The organism is Larkinella harenae (genome assembly GCF_054780515.1).
In genome coordinates, this window is record NZ_BAAGWE010000001.1 from 1,579,849 (window position 1) to 1,595,384 (window position 15,536).

The following is a 15,536-nucleotide window of genomic DNA, read 5'->3' on the forward strand; positions in this document are numbered from 1 at the left end:
TTTGGGCACAGTGTCCGAAGGTTGTAACGATAGTAAAGTAAACGTAGAGCATCCACTTAGAACTCTACAAGTTAGTAGTATGTAAATCTCTCAACGTTATTATGTTTCGAAAATTACCTATCCACTCGTTGTGGCATGGCATCGCTATGTCCATGCTTCTTGCGCTCACTTTCCACGTTGGACAAGCTCATTCGGTCGACAAGGCATCGGTTATTTCTCCCAAAAAAGTTCGTGGTGCCTCGCCGACGCTCGACTCGAACCGTTACATCGGTCTGACAATTTTTAACTTTGAGACCGATCCGCGCGTCGATGATGAGCGGATTGAGCACTCCGCCCGGATTGGCTGCAATGCCGTTGAAATTACGATCAACTGGGACCAGGTTTATGCAAGCGTCAACAGTCAACCCAAATGGGATGTGGTCGATTCGCACGTTCATACCGCGCAGCGATTGGGGCTGATGATCGCGTTACGGGTTCATATCGGGCGTGAAGCGTACAAGCTCGGCGGTTTCTGGGGTGTTCACGAGACCATGCAGGCCGCCGACAGTTCGCGGAGTATCAGTCACGGAATCGTTCAGTTTTCGTACTCGCACCAGCCTACCATCGAACGCGCCGGGGAGTTTGTGCGGGAGGTCGCCAGCCGGTATCGCTATCTTCAGCAACAGAAGCGGCTGCTGTTTTTCTCGGTGGTTTCTTCTCCCGCCCTGGAATCGGAGTACTCACCGGTGTATGATCCCCCGACGTCAAGGGGGAAATACATCGTGCCGTATGACTACGGGTACTATGAATTGGAGGCTTTTCGGCAATTTCTACAGGGCCGCTTTACGTTATCGCAGCTCAATCAGCGCTGGGGAACCGACTTTAGCCAGTGGAGCCGAGTTAGGCCGCCCGCGAATAATGTCAACGATCCCTATGCCTCGCATACGGGCGTACGGGGCGAAGACTGGTACGTTTTCCGGCACGGTCAGTTGAAGAAGTTTATTGACCGGATCAACGGAATTATCAAGGGCGTGGATAACGATATTGTGGTGGTCAACCAACACGGTTGCACCTGGGATCGGCTATCGGGCCTGCGGGCAACGTACGCTTTTCGAGACCTGGCCCAATCGGCTGATGGGCTTAAATTTAACGACGGCCCCGACTACAATCACCGGTTTTCGATGGATGTGGTGCGGTCCAATCTCAAGCCGGGCGCTTTCATGATCAATGCTGTCGACGGGATGTTTTACAATACCGTTTCGACTGATCGATACTACGAGCAGGTGGTCCAGTGCTACGAACACGGTGCCAAGATGATTACAATGGCTAATTTCTTCGCGCAGGGAGCGCGCTGGAAGCTGGAGGACATCATCGCCAGGGTCAACAGAAATGGTCTGCTCAAGAAAAAGGTGACGAACGTTCAGACGGCCGGGAACCCCACCAGCTATAAATTGTCGGAAATCTTAAAATCGCCTAATGTGGCGTTGGAGCGCTGGAATCAACGGTATTACCAGAATGGAATAAAGCCGGTTTTGATTGAAATTGATGAAGATCTGCTGCGAAATGCACCGCCGGTCCTCAACAAGGTGCCGGAGTTGACGCAGCCCTTAACGGATCAGACAGCGGTGGTTGATCAACCGTTCAGCTATTCGGTTGGGCAGGCTTTTACGGATCCCGACGGTCAGGTGGTCAGTGTCGAAGCCAGCGGTTTGCCGGAAGGTATCCGGTGGAACAGCAGCACGGGCGAGTTTAGCGGGGTTCCGACCCGGGCGGGCGCAACGCTGGTAACGCTGACGGCTCGTGACGATAAGGGAGGTACGGGAACGGGTACGTTCCGGCTGACGATCACGGATCCGGCGGGCACTAACCTGCCGCCGGTGGCTCCGGTGCTGGCCGACCAAGCCGGGCAGGTTGGTAACCTGCTGACGTACACCTTGCCCTTGTTCAGCGATCCGGAAGGGCAACCACTCGTTCATTCATTGCAGGGTGTTCCGGCGGGGCTTAGTTATTCAGCCGAAACCAATATTTTGCGCGGGACACCGACTACGGCGGGTGTTTTTTCGCTGACTTATGCGGCCGCCGATCCGGCGGGATTAACGGCTAGTGTGACGTTTCAGGTGACCGTTAAAGAAGCGACTCCAGAACCGGGACCCGTTCGGACCGGCAGTTTCGAAGGCTATCTGGATACGTACAATTGTGAAGGCGATATCTGGGGCTGGGTCTGGGACCGCAATCTGCCCAATACACCGATACCCATTGAAATTCTTGATGGAACGAACGTTGTTGGAAAAATATCCGCCAATGTGTATCGAACCGATCTGGTGGCAGCTCAAAAGGGAAACGGTTTGCACGGGTATCAGTTCGTTATCCCGGCCAGCCTTAAAGACGGAAAGCCCCATACGATCCGGGTTCGGGTGGAACGCTCGGAGTTTTATCTGCAGGGATCACCCCAAACGTTGAATTGCCCGTCGCATACGGCCCAATCAACCAATCCGGCCAATAAGCCACCGGTTGCGGTTTCCATTCCGGTTCAGAATGCTTATCTGAATACGCCGTTCACCTACACCATTCCAGAATTTGTTCATGAGGATGGTAAAAAACTAATCTATGCCGTGTCGGGTGGCGTTGCCGGGCTGACCTACCACCAGCCGACCCGTACGTTCAGAGGAACACCGAACCAGTTAGGGACATTTACCGCTAGTTTGATCGTATCCAACGGTGAGGGCGGTTACACGCCCGCTACCGTGTCCGTCATCGTATCGGCGACTCCATCCAACCGCCCGCCCGTCGTTAATCGTCCGATTGCGAACCAAACCGCTACGGTGGGTCAGGAGTTTGCCTTCACCATTGCCGATAATACGTTCACCGATCCGGATAATAACCTGGCCAGCGTTCGGGTAAACGGTCTGCCGGAGGGGTTGTCGTATAACCAGACGAATCGGAAAATCAGTGGAAAACCGGTTCAGCCCGGTGTTGCCACCGTGACCGTAACCGCTACGGATGCGCTGGCGGCTTCGGTATCGACTAGCTTTACGTTGACCATTGAAGCGCAGCCGACTCAGGAGCCAAGTACGAACAAACCACCCGTTGTAGCTCAGCCTCCCGTTGATCAGACGGCGCTTGTGGGTCAGACGTTTACATTACAGATTCCGCTCGAAACCTTTTCGGACCCTGATGGAAGTATCGCTAGCATTGCGGTCAGTGGGTTGCCAGCGGGATTGGAATACCAGGCGGACACCCGAACGATTTCCGGCCAGTTGACCCAGCCCGGAACCACTACCATTGTTGTAACGGCAACTGATAATGAAGGAGCAACGGTCACGGCTCGTTTTGAGCTACTGGTGACGACGCCGGGGAATCAGCCTCCGCAGGTCAATAATACGATTCCCGACCAGACGGCCACCGTTGGGCAGGCGTTTATGTACGCAATTGCTGACAATATCTTTACGGATCCCGACGGTTCTATCGTCAAAGTGGAGGTAACAAGTATCCTGCCCGATGGATTGACCTACAGCCAGCCCGTTCGCGTGATCAGCGGTACACCAATTTCGCCGGTAGCCGTAGCCGGTCGGGGCTCGGACGAACCGACAACGACGACCGTTATTGTAAAAGCGACTGATAACCACGGCGACTGGGTCACCACGTCGTTCCGGTTGACCATAACCCCGGGTCAGTCTCCGAATCAGAATCGGCCACCCGTTGCGGCCCGGCCTATTCCCGACCAGACGGCCACGGTGGGCAAGGCGTTTACCTACACCTTTGGGCCGGATTTGTTTAACGACCCGGATGGGTATATCGCAAAAATCGAAGTCGCGGGGTTGCCAACCGGTCTGATTTTTAACAACAGTCCAAAATCTATTTCCGGTATATTGACGTCGGTTACGACGGCGACGATTGCCGTGACGGCTACCGATAATGAAGGAGCAACGGTGACGATTTATTTCCAGCTAACCGTACAACCGTCGGATTCACCCAAACCGGAAGTCGTAACCGGCGAGTTCGAAGGTTTTCTGGACAAAGTCGAGTGTGGGACAATCCGGGGCTGGGTCTGGGATCGAAAAAAGCCCAACACACCGATGACAGTTGAGTTTTATGCCGATGGCAATTCAATCGGCACAACCGAAGCTGGCATTTTCAGAATAGATTTGAAAGATGCCGGTAAGGGCGATGGACGCCATGCCTACAGTTTCGTAACGCCGGCTTTTTTGAAGGATAAAAAGCCCCATGTCATCAGCGCAAAAGTGTTGAACTCAACGTACACGTTGATGTGGGCACCCAAAACCCTGACCTGCTCGTCGCCCTCGGCACGGCTGTCGGCCGAATCGGCTGGTAACGGTTTAAACGTAACGGTTTTGGGCAATCCGGTTAGTGACCAGGTTGTTGTTGAAGTTCGGGGCGCTGAAGACCGGGCGGTTCAGTTCCAGATCACGGATTTGAAAGGGCAATTGGTCGGAGAGCGGCAGATCGAAAAGGCCAGTCTCGTGGAAACGCAATCATTTCAACTGAAAACCGTACCGACCGGAATCCTGATCTTGCGGGTGAGCAGCGAAGGGCAAGCCGCTACGGTGAAGCTGTTAAAACACTAGGCTCAAAAAGTTATTCGATGAAGCGGTACCGGAATTTTTCGGTACCGCTTTTTTTGCAGTTATGGAACCAAAAACGGGGTGAACTTGGTAGGAATTGAATTGGTAAATTAGTCTGGCAAAATGGGAAAATTTATTTGCTGTTTTGGTATTTAAGGTCAATTTGGTTTATTTTGAGCCGTTGTGAAGCGGTTATATGCATACCGTTTAATCATATTTTTGAGTATTAGTACTTAATTTTATTGTAAATAATTACCTTTGAACTGTCTTACCTACCGTAACTGTACTTGAATGAATGCAATCAAGGAAATGCCAAAGCTCATGGTTGATAATCTGACATACGCGAATCTATCTTCCTATTTTTTTACGAGTTTGCCACAGGCAATCAGCTGTGCAAATAAGTTTTTTATGGAAGGGCTCAACGCTCAGATTGTTGCTCAAGGCAACAGCTCGTTCCTGGTTGTTACGCCTGATATTGCCCGTCAGATGCACGAAAAGGGGTTCCGGTTGCTATATGGAAATTGATGCATTTATTGGATAGAATATCAGGTTAGTTAGCAAGAAAAAACCAGTCAATTGACTGGTTTTTTTCTGAAATACTCTATCCATGTTACTACTAATAAATCCGTTATTAACTGAAGTTTACGACTGGACCATTATTTGGTGCTTCAGTTCTACTTTTTGTTGGGGCCCCAGCGTCAGGTAGGCCCTGAAAACGCAGGTTGCTTTCTTTTGGTATAAGCGGGGGGAATACCAACCCAGAATGGTGGGATACGTCTGCCCATTCACAACTTCTACCCGCAAGGAGGTGTCAATTTGGAGGTTGACCAGACGCTTGGTTTGGGGGTGCGATAGCACAAAATGGTGCGGCCCTTTGGCCCGGAACCGAATGTCGGGATGGGCGTGAAAAAGGACTTCAACGGTATGCGTGTCCCGGCGTTTGTTGACCACCCGGTCTTCAATACTCAGCCAGTTTCTCGGCTTGTCAAAGATCATTCTCCGCTGGTGCCAACAGCCGATTCGGCGATACCCATTGTGAGAAGCAACCACCTCATCGGTCTGGTCTCTCGATTCGGCTTTCTGAACAGTGATGGAATACGGTTTTAACCACCGTAAATTAGGATCCAGCAGGGCCTGATCCTGCTGGTCGAGGCAAACCGTGTTGTGGGCGCGGGTGCCGACAAAATACCGTCGCCATTCCGAATTGTCGGCTGGGCAATACGTACCGGAATCCACAAAAAAAGGCTGCCCGTCGATGTGGAGCGTAAACGATAGCGCATCGGCATGACCGTGCAGGGCGGCTGCCGGATGGTGCAGTGACGTCGCGTTGAAATGAACGTAGATTTCGCTGGATTTACTCTCCCGTTTGCGCAGGATAAAGTGACCTTCTTCCGGGTAAAAATGACTGTTCAAACCACTTTCGGTTTCTGGAATAGCCGCGAATCGCTGTTGCCCTTCGATTCCAAAAAGTAAGCTGTTTTTGAGGTCAAATCCGTGCGATTGCTGCTTGAAAACCGGATTGCCGAATAGAATGGCGCCCGACGTGAGCAGCGATTGAGCATTTGTAAAAGGTGTATGGTCATCGACATTCCACAGCCGACCGCTTCCCTCATCGCCGAAATGAGGAGCCAATCCCTGTTCGCTGAGCAGATGAGCCAGGTACTGGAAGAGGTTTTGCAACTCTTGGGTATATACGCTCGAAAATGGATTACGGGTTTGCTGCCCGGTGCGATAAGCAATTAGGAACGCATCGGTGGTCAATTGCAGGTAATCGGCGGTTGTGTGCCGCGTAAGGTTTTTAAAACGCTGTTGGTGCATCATTTCCCGTTCCAGGCCGTTTCGGGCAAATGCCTGCCAGGCAGACGACTCCGGGAAAGGCCAGAACGAGCTGGCAATGAATAGCCCCGCATAACCAGCGATACGCTGATGGATAGCAGCGGTGTAGAAGGAAAGGTGCTGACGGCAATAAAGGCAGTGCTGATAAATGGCCGGAAGCCAGGTCGATTCTACAAACGCCTGAAACACCGGGCTGGTTTTTACCAGGACAGAAGCATCCAGTATATTCCAGCATACAAACCAGTTGATCAGTCGAATCGATACGTCCAGGTTGCTGATCCAGTTGATGCCAAGCAGATACGGGTTAGCCCTGATCCAGGAAGAAAGCGTAGTGATCAGGCGGTTTAGCTCGCCAGGATCATCCGTAATCCGGTAGCGCATGGCCAGGGTCGGCAGGAAAGAGAGCCGGTTGAGTTCCCAGACATACCCGGCGCTTACCAGATCAGCATCACGGAGGGTGATTTCTGGTGCGTAAGTTAATGGGAAACGCTTGTTGGCACTGATATCGAGGTGCCAGTCAATGGGGTAATTGTAATGGATGACATGCTCGAATAGCTTCTGTTGGAGTGGGAAGAATATAGTCGGAAAGGTGTCGATTGGTGGATAGAACAGGGTGGCTGGCCACGAGGCAAGGGTGATAGAGGGCGTCCAGCCGATCTGTTTTTTATGGATTCTTTTCCAGAAATACCGCTGAAGACGAGAAACGAGGTCTGTCGTCGTTGAAGATTGCAGCCGGTCATATAACCTGTGGTACCGATTCAACATAGTCGTTGCACGTTGGATAAGTCAACAAGGCCAGCGCACTGAAGACAGAATGGCCATCTGTCGCACCAGCTCCGTAGGGCCGGATGGCAAATGCGTTGAAGCGGCTTCGGAAGATACTTGCAGTGACTGGGAGCGTTGTTTCAACGAATGCCGAAACAACGCCCCAGCCATGCTTTTTTCATAAACCGTTGAGTAAATAGAATAATCGGATTGATAACGGGCCGCGCCGGTTCGTTATCGGTAATGCGTTAGGAAAGAGCCTGATTCAGGTGTTTGGCCAAGGAAAGGATTGACTTCACTCTTCGGCGGCTTACGGATAGACGTGTCTCGTCTGATAATTCAACCCAGCTATTGTGCATATCGTGCAAGTCCATCTGCACGATATGCTCCGGGTTGACCAGATGTGAACGCGAAATGCGCCAGAACGTTGGGTGATATTCCTGCTGCTCCTTCAAAGTATAGCTGGAAACAAAGCCATGCTGCTTACTAAGAAAAATACGACTGTAGTTGCTCCAGCCCTCAAAAAAGAGGATTTGCTTAGCGGGTATCGTAATGGCTCGCCCCCTGCGATCTCTGACTTTAATGCTGGTACGTGTGCTATTCATAGAAAGTAACGTTGAGTGCATCGCTTTCCTAACCGAGAGCAAACTCTATGCCATTGTGTTACTTTATTGTGTTCAGTGGTTACATTTATTGTCTGTTAATTCTAGTGGGTTGAAAATCAGCCTTTGGATTTCATAGAACCGCTAATGGCCCACCAGCAGATTTTTAGATCCAGCAGGAAGGAATACCGGTTCAGGTACCAGCCATCATACCGGATGGTATTCAGATGTTGCCTTACGTCCGATTCGCTGGGCTGACCGATGCGGGTCTCAGCCAGGCTGAAAATTCCCGGGGACATGATGTGACGGTTTCGATACCCGGGAGTGTTCCAGAATTGGGCATCGTGCTGAATGGATTGGGGGCGGGGACCAACGATGCTCATGTCACCCGTCAATACATAGGCAAACTGAGGAAGTCTGTCCAGCCGTGAAGCGCGCAGCCAATGACCAACGGGAGTTTCACGCAACCGGCTGTCGGGTACCGATCGCAGTCCTGAAGGAATCAGATGCCTGGTGGTCCGGAATTTCAGGCAGCGGAATGGGCGACCGTTTCGCCCTGTACGAACTTGTACGAAAAAAGCAGGCCCCGGCGACGTAAGCACGATGGCCAGCGCAATAAGGGGCACGAGCCAGATGAGGACAAGAAGCGTAATCAGAATCGTTAGGAAGAGATCAACGAAACGTTTGCCAACCAGGGCGTAAACACCCGCTAGTTTTCTGGGAGGCTGTTCCAGTTGGGAAGGAAGCACATAAGCTCCGGGGTCCATACTGCTTATCATACACGTTGAGTTTAAAGGAGTTGTATCGTATTTCGCTGGGCAAACGGAATGATGAATAAAATATATTTAACAGACAGTATTTGTGTTGCTGTCAGCAGGCAGGGGCGGTAAGTTCTATAATAGGGTCGGTGGCCAAAAATGACTTTTTCCCGTTTTGGGCGGGTTATGAACGGCAACAGAAACTAGTTGCGTCTTCAGCGGCTTGGGTGTTAGGGTATTTATCAGACAATGATAGTCCTCGTTTTTTCGATTTTCAACTTCTCATGGTAAAAGTGAGCAAGTGGTTGACGCGGAAGAGCCTCTTGTTCATTTGTAACCAATCTTTATTAATTGCAACCTTTAGATAAAAATATCCTAAGAATGTTAAAAGGTTTAAGCGGTTTTTAATGCGTATAAATACTTACTTTCGTAGTATTGCACAGACACTTTTGATGCTACCATCTCTATGAAAGATTTTATCGCTGTTCACCATGACGGCAAAAACACAACTCTGACCTACACCGATACTGAAAAAGATGCCCGTGCTTACCTTGCAGCCCTGATTACTACCAATCAGGTTGCCCGGGAAGATACTTTATCCATCATTCGTGTATATGACGATTCGGTGATTTATTTTAAACGAAGAAATAGTACTCTCAAAAGCGTGCTGGCCGAAAAAAAACAAAAAGCAGCTATACCGTCGCGTTCTACCGGCGGGTTTTTCCAGGAAATACTCACTAAGTTGTCTAGAAAATTGACCAGTTTAGGAATTGCTTTCAGTAGCCGTTAATAAAGGCAAGCCCGAGGCTTTAATCGGGTTCGTTCAATTTCTTCTTTACGACATCAACCGGATACTTTAGCGCCAGCCGCCGAATCTCGTAACTGAACTCCTCAAAGGTTTCGCGCCACAAGCGCGCTTCCTCCGGTGTGTAGTCATAAAAACCGTGTGCGTTCTGTACGCCTTTGGCTCCCTCCCTGACCAGATCGTCAATTAGTTTGGGCACTTCTGTGCTGGTGTTCAGGGTCGGAAAGAGGTCTTTCATCACGGCATGGTAGGCCGGTACGCCGGTGAGGTCCATCCACCGGAACACACCAACCAGCGTCATCCAGTAACCGGCATTGTTGCGACAGGCCCGATCGACGTCATCAATGGAAGCATAGCCATTTTCCACCAGATAGAACGCTTCGCGGTACATGGCATACATCAGCCGGTTGGTGATAAATCCCCGAATATCTTTCCGGACCAGCGTCGGTTCCTTGCCCCAGTGGTGAGAGAGTTGATAGAGCCATTCGGCAGGCCGCTGGTCGCTGGCATCACCACAGATGATTTCGAGGAAACGTGTTACGTGCGATGGTTCGGCCCAGTGTAAGCCCAAAAACCGTTCGGGGTGCAATGTGTCCTGCTGCAAGATACTGATCGGAATGGCCGAGGTGTTGCTGGTAATTACCGTGTTGCTGGCCACAACGGCTTCAATTTTCTGGTACACCTGCCGCTTGATCGCCAGCTCTTCCAGGGTGCACTCAATGACCAGCAAAGAATCTTTCAGAAAACCGTACGCTTCCGAAACCGTCAGATTTCTCAAATAATGCTCCGGTTGTTGCGGGCATAGTCCTTCGGTGAACGATTTGGTCAGGTGCTCCCGGATGCGGGGTTCGGCGGTGTCTACATCGGACGGAATCGGTGCAATGGCTACCACCGGATGGCCCGCCATCAGCAGGCAGGTGGCAATGCTGCATCCCATGAGCCCCAGCCCCACAACACCCACGGTGACCTCGGATGGGTTGGTCGAAAAAACAAACGACCGGTTTTCTTCTTTTTCCATGCTGATCGGTTTTGCTTCTGCGTACAAGAGAAGCAACGGGTTAGGACCTAAACCTACTTCTAAAACCGTAAGAAGTCAATGGATTCAGTTAAAACCGTTCGGCGTTTGAAGAAACTGGAGGTCCTGAGCGAAAGCATCGCTGACAGCTACTCGCTGCGCAGGCTTCTGACCGGATTCACCAAGGCGGCTCTGACGGTTTGAAAACCAACCGTGAGAAGAGCGATCAGCAGGGCTGCCAGGCCAACACCAAGGAATACCCAGATGCTTACCTCGATGCGTTGCCGGTAATTGCTCAACCACGTAGTCATCAGAAACCAGGCGATGGGGGAGGCAATTAGCAGGGCAATGATTACCAGTTTGACAAAATCCCGCGAAAGCACCAGAACGATGCTTGGAATGCTGGCCCCCATCACTTTCCGGATGCCAATTTCTTTGGTTCGCTGCTCGATCACCATCAGGGCCACGGCAAACAGGCCCAGGCACGACAGCAGAATAGCAATGCCCGACGCCAGGCTACAGATCTGGGCCATTTTTTCTTCGTTCTGGTACCAGGCGTCAACATTTTTATCCAGAAACGTAGCCATAAATTCCGACTGCGGAGCCACCTCCTGCCAGACGGTTTTTAACTTGTCCATCGATCCGGCCAGGCTCTGCGGAGTAACCCGCACAAAAATATAGTGAACCGGCTCCGAATTCGACAGGTGCAGGGTAATGGGGCGAGCTTCGTCGGCGAGGGAGTAAAGGTGAAAATCGGGAATCACCCCAATGATTTGCATTTTATTCTCGGTGGAGTCGGCATCGTCACCCAAAAGGCTGCCAATGGGGTTCTTTTCGCCCATCTGCCGGGCCAGGCTTGCCGTAATTACCACCCGGTTGACCGAATCCGTTGCGTAAGCCCGGTCGAAATCACGTCCGGCTACGGTTTTCATATTCAACGTTTTCAGGTAATCGTAGTCAACCAGGAGCCAGTCTGTGGAAACATCTTTGCCTTTGTACGTGAAGCCTATGGTAGACCTGGAACTGACGCGGTCCAGCCCCCGGCCAATATTGATGCCAGAACCGGTAATGGACAGTATCGACGGATCGGTGGCCAGTTTGTTACGCAGCCGTTGCAGGGCCTGCCGCCCATTCACCTGCGTGCCGACCGGGATACTGATGACCTGTTCTTTCTGAAAGCCCAGCGGTCTGGAACGTAGGAAATTCACTTGCTGGGTTGCAATGATGGTGCAGCAGGCCAATAGGCAGGAAAGGGCAAACTGCGTTACGATCAACGAATTGCGGAGAATGCCGGGCCGTTTTAAGGAAACTTTGCCTTTCAGCACTTCCACGGTATTGAACTTGGTCATTTGCCAGGCCGGGTAGCCGCCCGCAACCAGGGTTACCACCAGAAAGACGCCCAGAATCCAACCAACAAAACCGGGCGTAAGCAGGTGACTGAACTGAAGTCTGGCATCGAAGGTGGCATTGAACTGGGGCAGCAACCCGTAGGTGAGGGCAATTCCCAGCAAAAAACCGATCAGGCAAATCAGGGTGGTTTCGCCCCAGATCTGACCAAAAAGCTGGCTTTTCAGGGCGCCCAGCGACTTGCGAACGCCCACCTCCCGGGCGCGGGTGAACGAACGGGCCACGCTCAGGTTAATGAAGTTGATGCAGGCAATCAGCAGAATAAAAAAGGCAATCCCCAGCAGGGTGTAAACAATGGCAATTGGCGCTCCTTTGCCGCTGGCAATGTCGCGGTCAAAATGAACATTGGCGAGTGGTTGGAGCCTCAGGGCAAACACATCCCCCCGCTGATCCGGCTGGGCCCCTTTTTTTTTCAGGTCGCGCAGCACGCCGGGGAAATACGTCTGGGCAAACGGTTTCAGCCGGTTTTCAAACGTAGCCTGACTGACCTGCGGAGCCAGTTTGATGAAAACCGTGTGCGTGTTGTTGGTCCAGTTGTCTTTGTTGGCCTGGTAGGTGGGCGAGCTCTCAATCCGAATCAGGGCGTCGTACTGAATGGAGGAATTGTGGGGGGCGTCGCCGATGACGCCACTCACTACGTACTGTTTCTGGTTGCCCTCACTGCCAACCAGCACGGTTTTCCCGATCGGATTATCGGCACCAAAAACCGTTCGGGCCATGTTTTCGCTGATCACAAGGCTGCTCAGATCGCGGAGAGCCAGTTCGCGGTCACCGTGGACGAGCGGAAACGAAAAGAGGTTTAGAAAATCGGCATCGGTTTCGACGAGCAGTTTGTCAAAGTACTTCCCGTTGACTTCCACCAGGCTCTTTCGCCCGGCCTGAATGCGGGCAGCCGCTTCAACTTCCGGAAACGTCGCCTTTAAAGCGGGCCGGAATGGCAGGGGCATGGAGCCGCTCCGAACGGCTTTTTCGGGGTCATTGAAAAAGAAATACGTCTGAAAAATCCGGTCGCCATCCCGATGAAACGAATCATACGTCAGTTGCAGATAGGAGGTCAGGAAAAGGAAAACGCAGATGCAGAAAGCCACCGACAGCCCCACCACATTGATGGCGGCATAACCTTTGCTTTTCCAGAGGGTGCGCAAGGCAATTTTTACGTAGTTACGAAGCATAGCGGGATGGAGAAAAAAAGAGTTTGTGTCAGTGGACGAAAACCGTTGCGGAACAGCAGGCTCCGGATCGGTTAGCGCCCGGGCGCGTTGTTTCAGAAAATACGGCCGGCAGAATTTGACCACCTCCAGCCAGTACAGGCGACGGGCCTGCTGAACGCCCACTTCGTCGACCTGATCGGCAAACTGCTCGTGCAGATCACCCAGCAATTCTTCCAGCAGGTGGGAAGGGCAGACTGCCTTCAGGAAGCGGTCTGCCCAGGCGGGCGGCATGGCTTTATTCGGTTCGTTGGAATTGGCGGGGTGCATGGTTACGATAAAGAAGGGTTAGGAATGGCGTTCCAAAGGTCGTTGCGTACGTGCCGCATTTCGTTCAGGGTTTGCTGGCCGGTGGCGGTAATCCGAAATAACCGTTTTCGCCGACCACCCCGCGCGGCCGTAGCACCGCCCAGTTCCGACCGAACGAATCCTTTTTCTTCCAGTCGGTAGAGCGCAATGTGTACGCCACTGAGGCTGATCGTCCGGTCCGTCCGGTGTTTCAGTTCAGCCGCAATCGTTACGCCGTAGGCTCCGCCGTCCAGCACCGCAACGGCCAGTAAAACCAATTCTTCAAACTCGCCCAAATACGGTCTGCCCATGTCAAGTAGTATTTCCTTGTTATTTGCTAAACAAATGCCTTGCCAGACTCAAAAAAAGCCCTTGGCGAGCAAATAACGCGGGTTTGAGTTTGGCCCATGTCCAGAAACGGACAAGCGGCTGTACCATTATGGACAGCGGAAACCGCTGACGATGGGTTGGCTGACTAGGGCTTTGCTGGGAGCTTCAAAACCGTACGGAGCAATTGACGGTTACGGTAGTATGACGATGACACCGCTGAACATGGGGTATGCCTGTATCAACCTGAGCTTACAGGCCCGTAAGATCACCACCACACGGGGGATGATCAAGAAAACGTTTACGGAGCGGGGAATCGCCTACGCTTCGGAACTGGCGCTGAAAAATACGCTGGATTTGCTAACCATCGTCGACTGGAACATCGAACACGGTTTTGGGCTATTCCGGATTTCTTCCGAGCTTTTTCCGTGGGCGTCGGAATACCGGATTGCGGACTTGCCGGATTTTCCAGCCATTCGGGCTACGCTGGAAGAAATTGGCCGACGGCCCATCCGGCTCACCACTCATCCGGGTCCGTTCAATCATTTGGCTGGTCAGGAAAAGGTGCTGGCCAATACCATCAAAGACCTGGAATACCAGTCGGAGCTGTTTGATCTAATGGGTCTGAAACCGTCGCACTGGAACAAAATCAATATTCATGTCGGTGGAACCTACGGCGATAAAGCCGCAACGATGGGGCGGTTTGCCCAGAATTTTCAGCTGCTATCGAAAAACCTGCGCGCCCGTCTGACCGTGGAAAACGACGATCGGCCCAGTTTGTATACGGTGGCGGATCTGGTGTCACTTCACGAAGTTACGGGCATTCCGATTGTGTTTGATTATTTTCATCATTCCCTGAATCCCGGGGAGCAAACCGAAGAGGAGGCTTTTCTGGCCGCCTACGCAACCTGGGATGTGCGCCCGGTTTTTCACTACTCCGATTCGCGGCAAAACCGCGAAGACCCCCGGGCCCGCCGGGAAGCCCATGCCGACTGGCTGTATTCGACCGTAAAGACCTACGGCAAAGAGGTCGATATTGTCTTTGAGTCGAAAATGAAGGAGTTGGCCGTCATGCGTTTGCGGGGTGATGAAGTTGAACTTCCGGCCAGCGTAAAAAAAGTAGCTGTGGCGCTCAAAACAGATTAAAGAGCGTAGTCTAACAGGGTAACCGGATACGAAAAACCGTTCCTAAAATCGGCCGACAGCTCTTCGATCCAGACTATCTGGTGGAAGCTCAGTTCGGGTGGGAGCCTGACGGTTTTTTCCGGATCATTAACAATGCCAATAATAACCTTATCAAACGTGTCTTCGACCTTTCGAATCACGCGCAAATGGTCGGTCGGCATCGAGTTGGCCGAAAAAACGGCCAGCGCAATGCGGGGTTGCCAGGTTTGGTTATGCTCGATAACGGCCTGTACCAGCGTGGGGTTCACCAGCGAATTCGTGCTGAGCCGGGTCAACACCCGGATGCGCCCCTGCTGGTACGCCTGCCAGTCGTACAGCTGGTATTCTTTGAAAATCAGGAAGTCGTCCTGCAGAAGCTGGCTAACCGGGCCGTAAATGTACGCCCAGAGGTCCCATTCGCAGAGTGCTCTCTCCAAAACCGTTGTGGGCTTGGTTGTATGATCCGTTATCCGGATCAGGTCGGTTACCTGCTTTCGAAAACGGTCATTGTCTCCTGTATAAAGCTGATTGAAGAGCCGGGCACTGTCGGCTTCGTTCTGCATGCTTCGGGGGTCATAGCAAATGTCGTGAAATACGATAGCCATCCCGAGTGCATCGGTTGAGACCAAGGGAGAATGGTGCCACCGCGCCAGCATCGAATTAATGTGGTGAAGGGTGTGATAATACCGCTGCGGCTCGGCATAAGCAGCAAAAACGGGGGCAGGATCGATGCCGTAGCGCTCCGCTATCTCCCTGATGTAGTGGCTCATATCAGAATAACACTTTGGCATATGGCCGG

At 52.0% G+C, this 15,536-nt stretch carries 11 protein-coding genes; 4 read left to right on the plus strand and 7 right to left on the minus strand.

Annotated features, from left to right (window positions below; all coding sequences use genetic code 11):
- Positions 1-101: 101 nt before the first annotated feature.
- Both ACYVH9_RS06380 and ACYVH9_RS06385 read left to right on the plus strand, forming a co-directional pair.
- On the plus strand, positions 102-4,565 hold the full coding sequence (locus tag ACYVH9_RS06380) for a putative Ig domain-containing protein (RefSeq protein WP_460635462.1): 4,464 nt from the start codon (positions 102-104) through the stop codon (positions 4,563-4,565).
- Between the two features lie 288 nt (positions 4,566-4,853).
- A complete protein-coding gene (locus ACYVH9_RS06385) occupies positions 4,854-5,087 on the plus strand; it encodes a hypothetical protein (protein WP_460635463.1) in 234 nt (77 codons plus the stop codon).
- Positions 5,088-5,204: 117 nt separating this feature from the next.
- On the opposite strand, the gene ACYVH9_RS06390 is transcribed toward ACYVH9_RS06385, so the two are convergent.
- From ACYVH9_RS06390 to ACYVH9_RS06400, 3 genes are all read right to left on the minus strand, one after another.
- Positions 5,205-7,163, minus strand: a complete 1,959-nt coding sequence (locus ACYVH9_RS06390) for an alginate lyase family protein (RefSeq protein WP_460635464.1) — start codon at positions 7,161-7,163, stop codon at positions 5,205-5,207.
- Positions 7,164-7,411: 248 nt separating this feature from the next.
- A complete protein-coding gene (locus ACYVH9_RS06395; protein ID WP_460635465.1) occupies positions 7,412-7,768 on the minus strand; it encodes a LytR/AlgR family response regulator transcription factor in 357 nt (118 codons plus the stop codon).
- 116 nt (positions 7,769-7,884) lie between these two features.
- A complete protein-coding gene (locus ACYVH9_RS06400) occupies positions 7,885-8,544 on the minus strand; it encodes a sugar transferase (RefSeq protein WP_460635466.1) in 660 nt (219 codons plus the stop codon).
- 445 nt (positions 8,545-8,989) lie between these two features.
- Between ACYVH9_RS06400 and ACYVH9_RS06405 the strand changes: the two genes are divergently transcribed.
- Positions 8,990-9,313 (plus strand): hypothetical protein, encoded by a 324-nt coding sequence (locus ACYVH9_RS06405; protein ID WP_460635467.1) that lies wholly within the window; start codon positions 8,990-8,992, stop codon positions 9,311-9,313.
- Between the two features lie 19 nt (positions 9,314-9,332).
- On the opposite strand, the gene ACYVH9_RS06410 is transcribed toward ACYVH9_RS06405, so the two are convergent.
- The 3 genes from ACYVH9_RS06410 to ACYVH9_RS06420 form a co-directional block, all read right to left on the minus strand.
- The gene (locus tag ACYVH9_RS06410; RefSeq protein ID WP_460635468.1) at positions 9,333-10,346 is read right to left on the minus strand and encodes a 3-hydroxyacyl-CoA dehydrogenase family protein; all 1,014 of its coding nucleotides are present in this window, start codon (positions 10,344-10,346) and stop codon (positions 9,333-9,335) included.
- A gap of 146 nt (positions 10,347-10,492) precedes the next feature.
- Entirely contained in the window at positions 10,493-13,228 is a 2,736-nt protein-coding gene (locus tag ACYVH9_RS06415; protein ID WP_460635469.1) for an ABC transporter permease, read from the minus strand.
- Positions 13,229-13,230: 2 nt separating this feature from the next.
- Entirely contained in the window at positions 13,231-13,557 is a 327-nt protein-coding gene (locus ACYVH9_RS06420) for a PadR family transcriptional regulator (RefSeq protein WP_460635470.1), read from the minus strand.
- 220 nt (positions 13,558-13,777) lie between these two features.
- Between ACYVH9_RS06420 and uvsE the strand changes: the two genes are divergently transcribed.
- A complete protein-coding gene (uvsE, locus tag ACYVH9_RS06425) occupies positions 13,778-14,719 on the plus strand; it encodes a UV DNA damage repair endonuclease UvsE (RefSeq protein ID WP_460636453.1) in 942 nt (313 codons plus the stop codon).
- On the opposite strand, the gene ACYVH9_RS06430 is transcribed toward uvsE, so the two are convergent.
- A complete protein-coding gene (locus tag ACYVH9_RS06430; RefSeq protein WP_460635471.1) occupies positions 14,716-15,528 on the minus strand; it encodes an HD domain-containing protein in 813 nt (270 codons plus the stop codon). The genes uvsE and ACYVH9_RS06430 overlap by 4 nt on opposite strands.
- Positions 15,529-15,536: the final 8 nt, after the last annotated feature.

Excerpts from the sequence above, each read along its gene's own strand:
- ACYVH9_RS06380 (WP_460635462.1), top strand. The coding sequence starts at position 102 with ATGTTTCGAAAATTACCTATCCACTCGTTGTGGCATGGCATCGCTATG.
- ACYVH9_RS06385 (WP_460635463.1), top strand. The coding sequence starts at position 4,854 with ATGAATGCAATCAAGGAAATGCCAAAGCTCATGGTTGATAATCTGACA.
- ACYVH9_RS06390 (WP_460635464.1), bottom strand. The coding sequence starts at position 7,163 with ATGTTGAATCGGTACCACAGGTTATATGACCGGCTGCAATCTTCAACG.
- ACYVH9_RS06395 (WP_460635465.1), bottom strand. The coding sequence starts at position 7,768 with ATGAATAGCACACGTACCAGCATTAAAGTCAGAGATCGCAGGGGGCGA.
- ACYVH9_RS06400 (WP_460635466.1), bottom strand. The coding sequence starts at position 8,544 with ATGATAAGCAGTATGGACCCCGGAGCTTATGTGCTTCCTTCCCAACTG.
- ACYVH9_RS06405 (WP_460635467.1), top strand. The coding sequence starts at position 8,990 with ATGAAAGATTTTATCGCTGTTCACCATGACGGCAAAAACACAACTCTG.
- ACYVH9_RS06410 (WP_460635468.1), bottom strand. The coding sequence starts at position 10,346 with ATGGAAAAAGAAGAAAACCGGTCGTTTGTTTTTTCGACCAACCCATCC.
- ACYVH9_RS06415 (WP_460635469.1), bottom strand. The coding sequence starts at position 13,228 with ATGCACCCCGCCAATTCCAACGAACCGAATAAAGCCATGCCGCCCGCC.
- ACYVH9_RS06420 (WP_460635470.1), bottom strand. The coding sequence starts at position 13,557 with ATGGGCAGACCGTATTTGGGCGAGTTTGAAGAATTGGTTTTACTGGCC.
- uvsE (WP_460636453.1), top strand. The coding sequence starts at position 13,778 with ATGACGATGACACCGCTGAACATGGGGTATGCCTGTATCAACCTGAGC.
- ACYVH9_RS06430 (WP_460635471.1), bottom strand. The coding sequence starts at position 15,528 with ATGCCAAAGTGTTATTCTGATATGAGCCACTACATCAGGGAGATAGCG.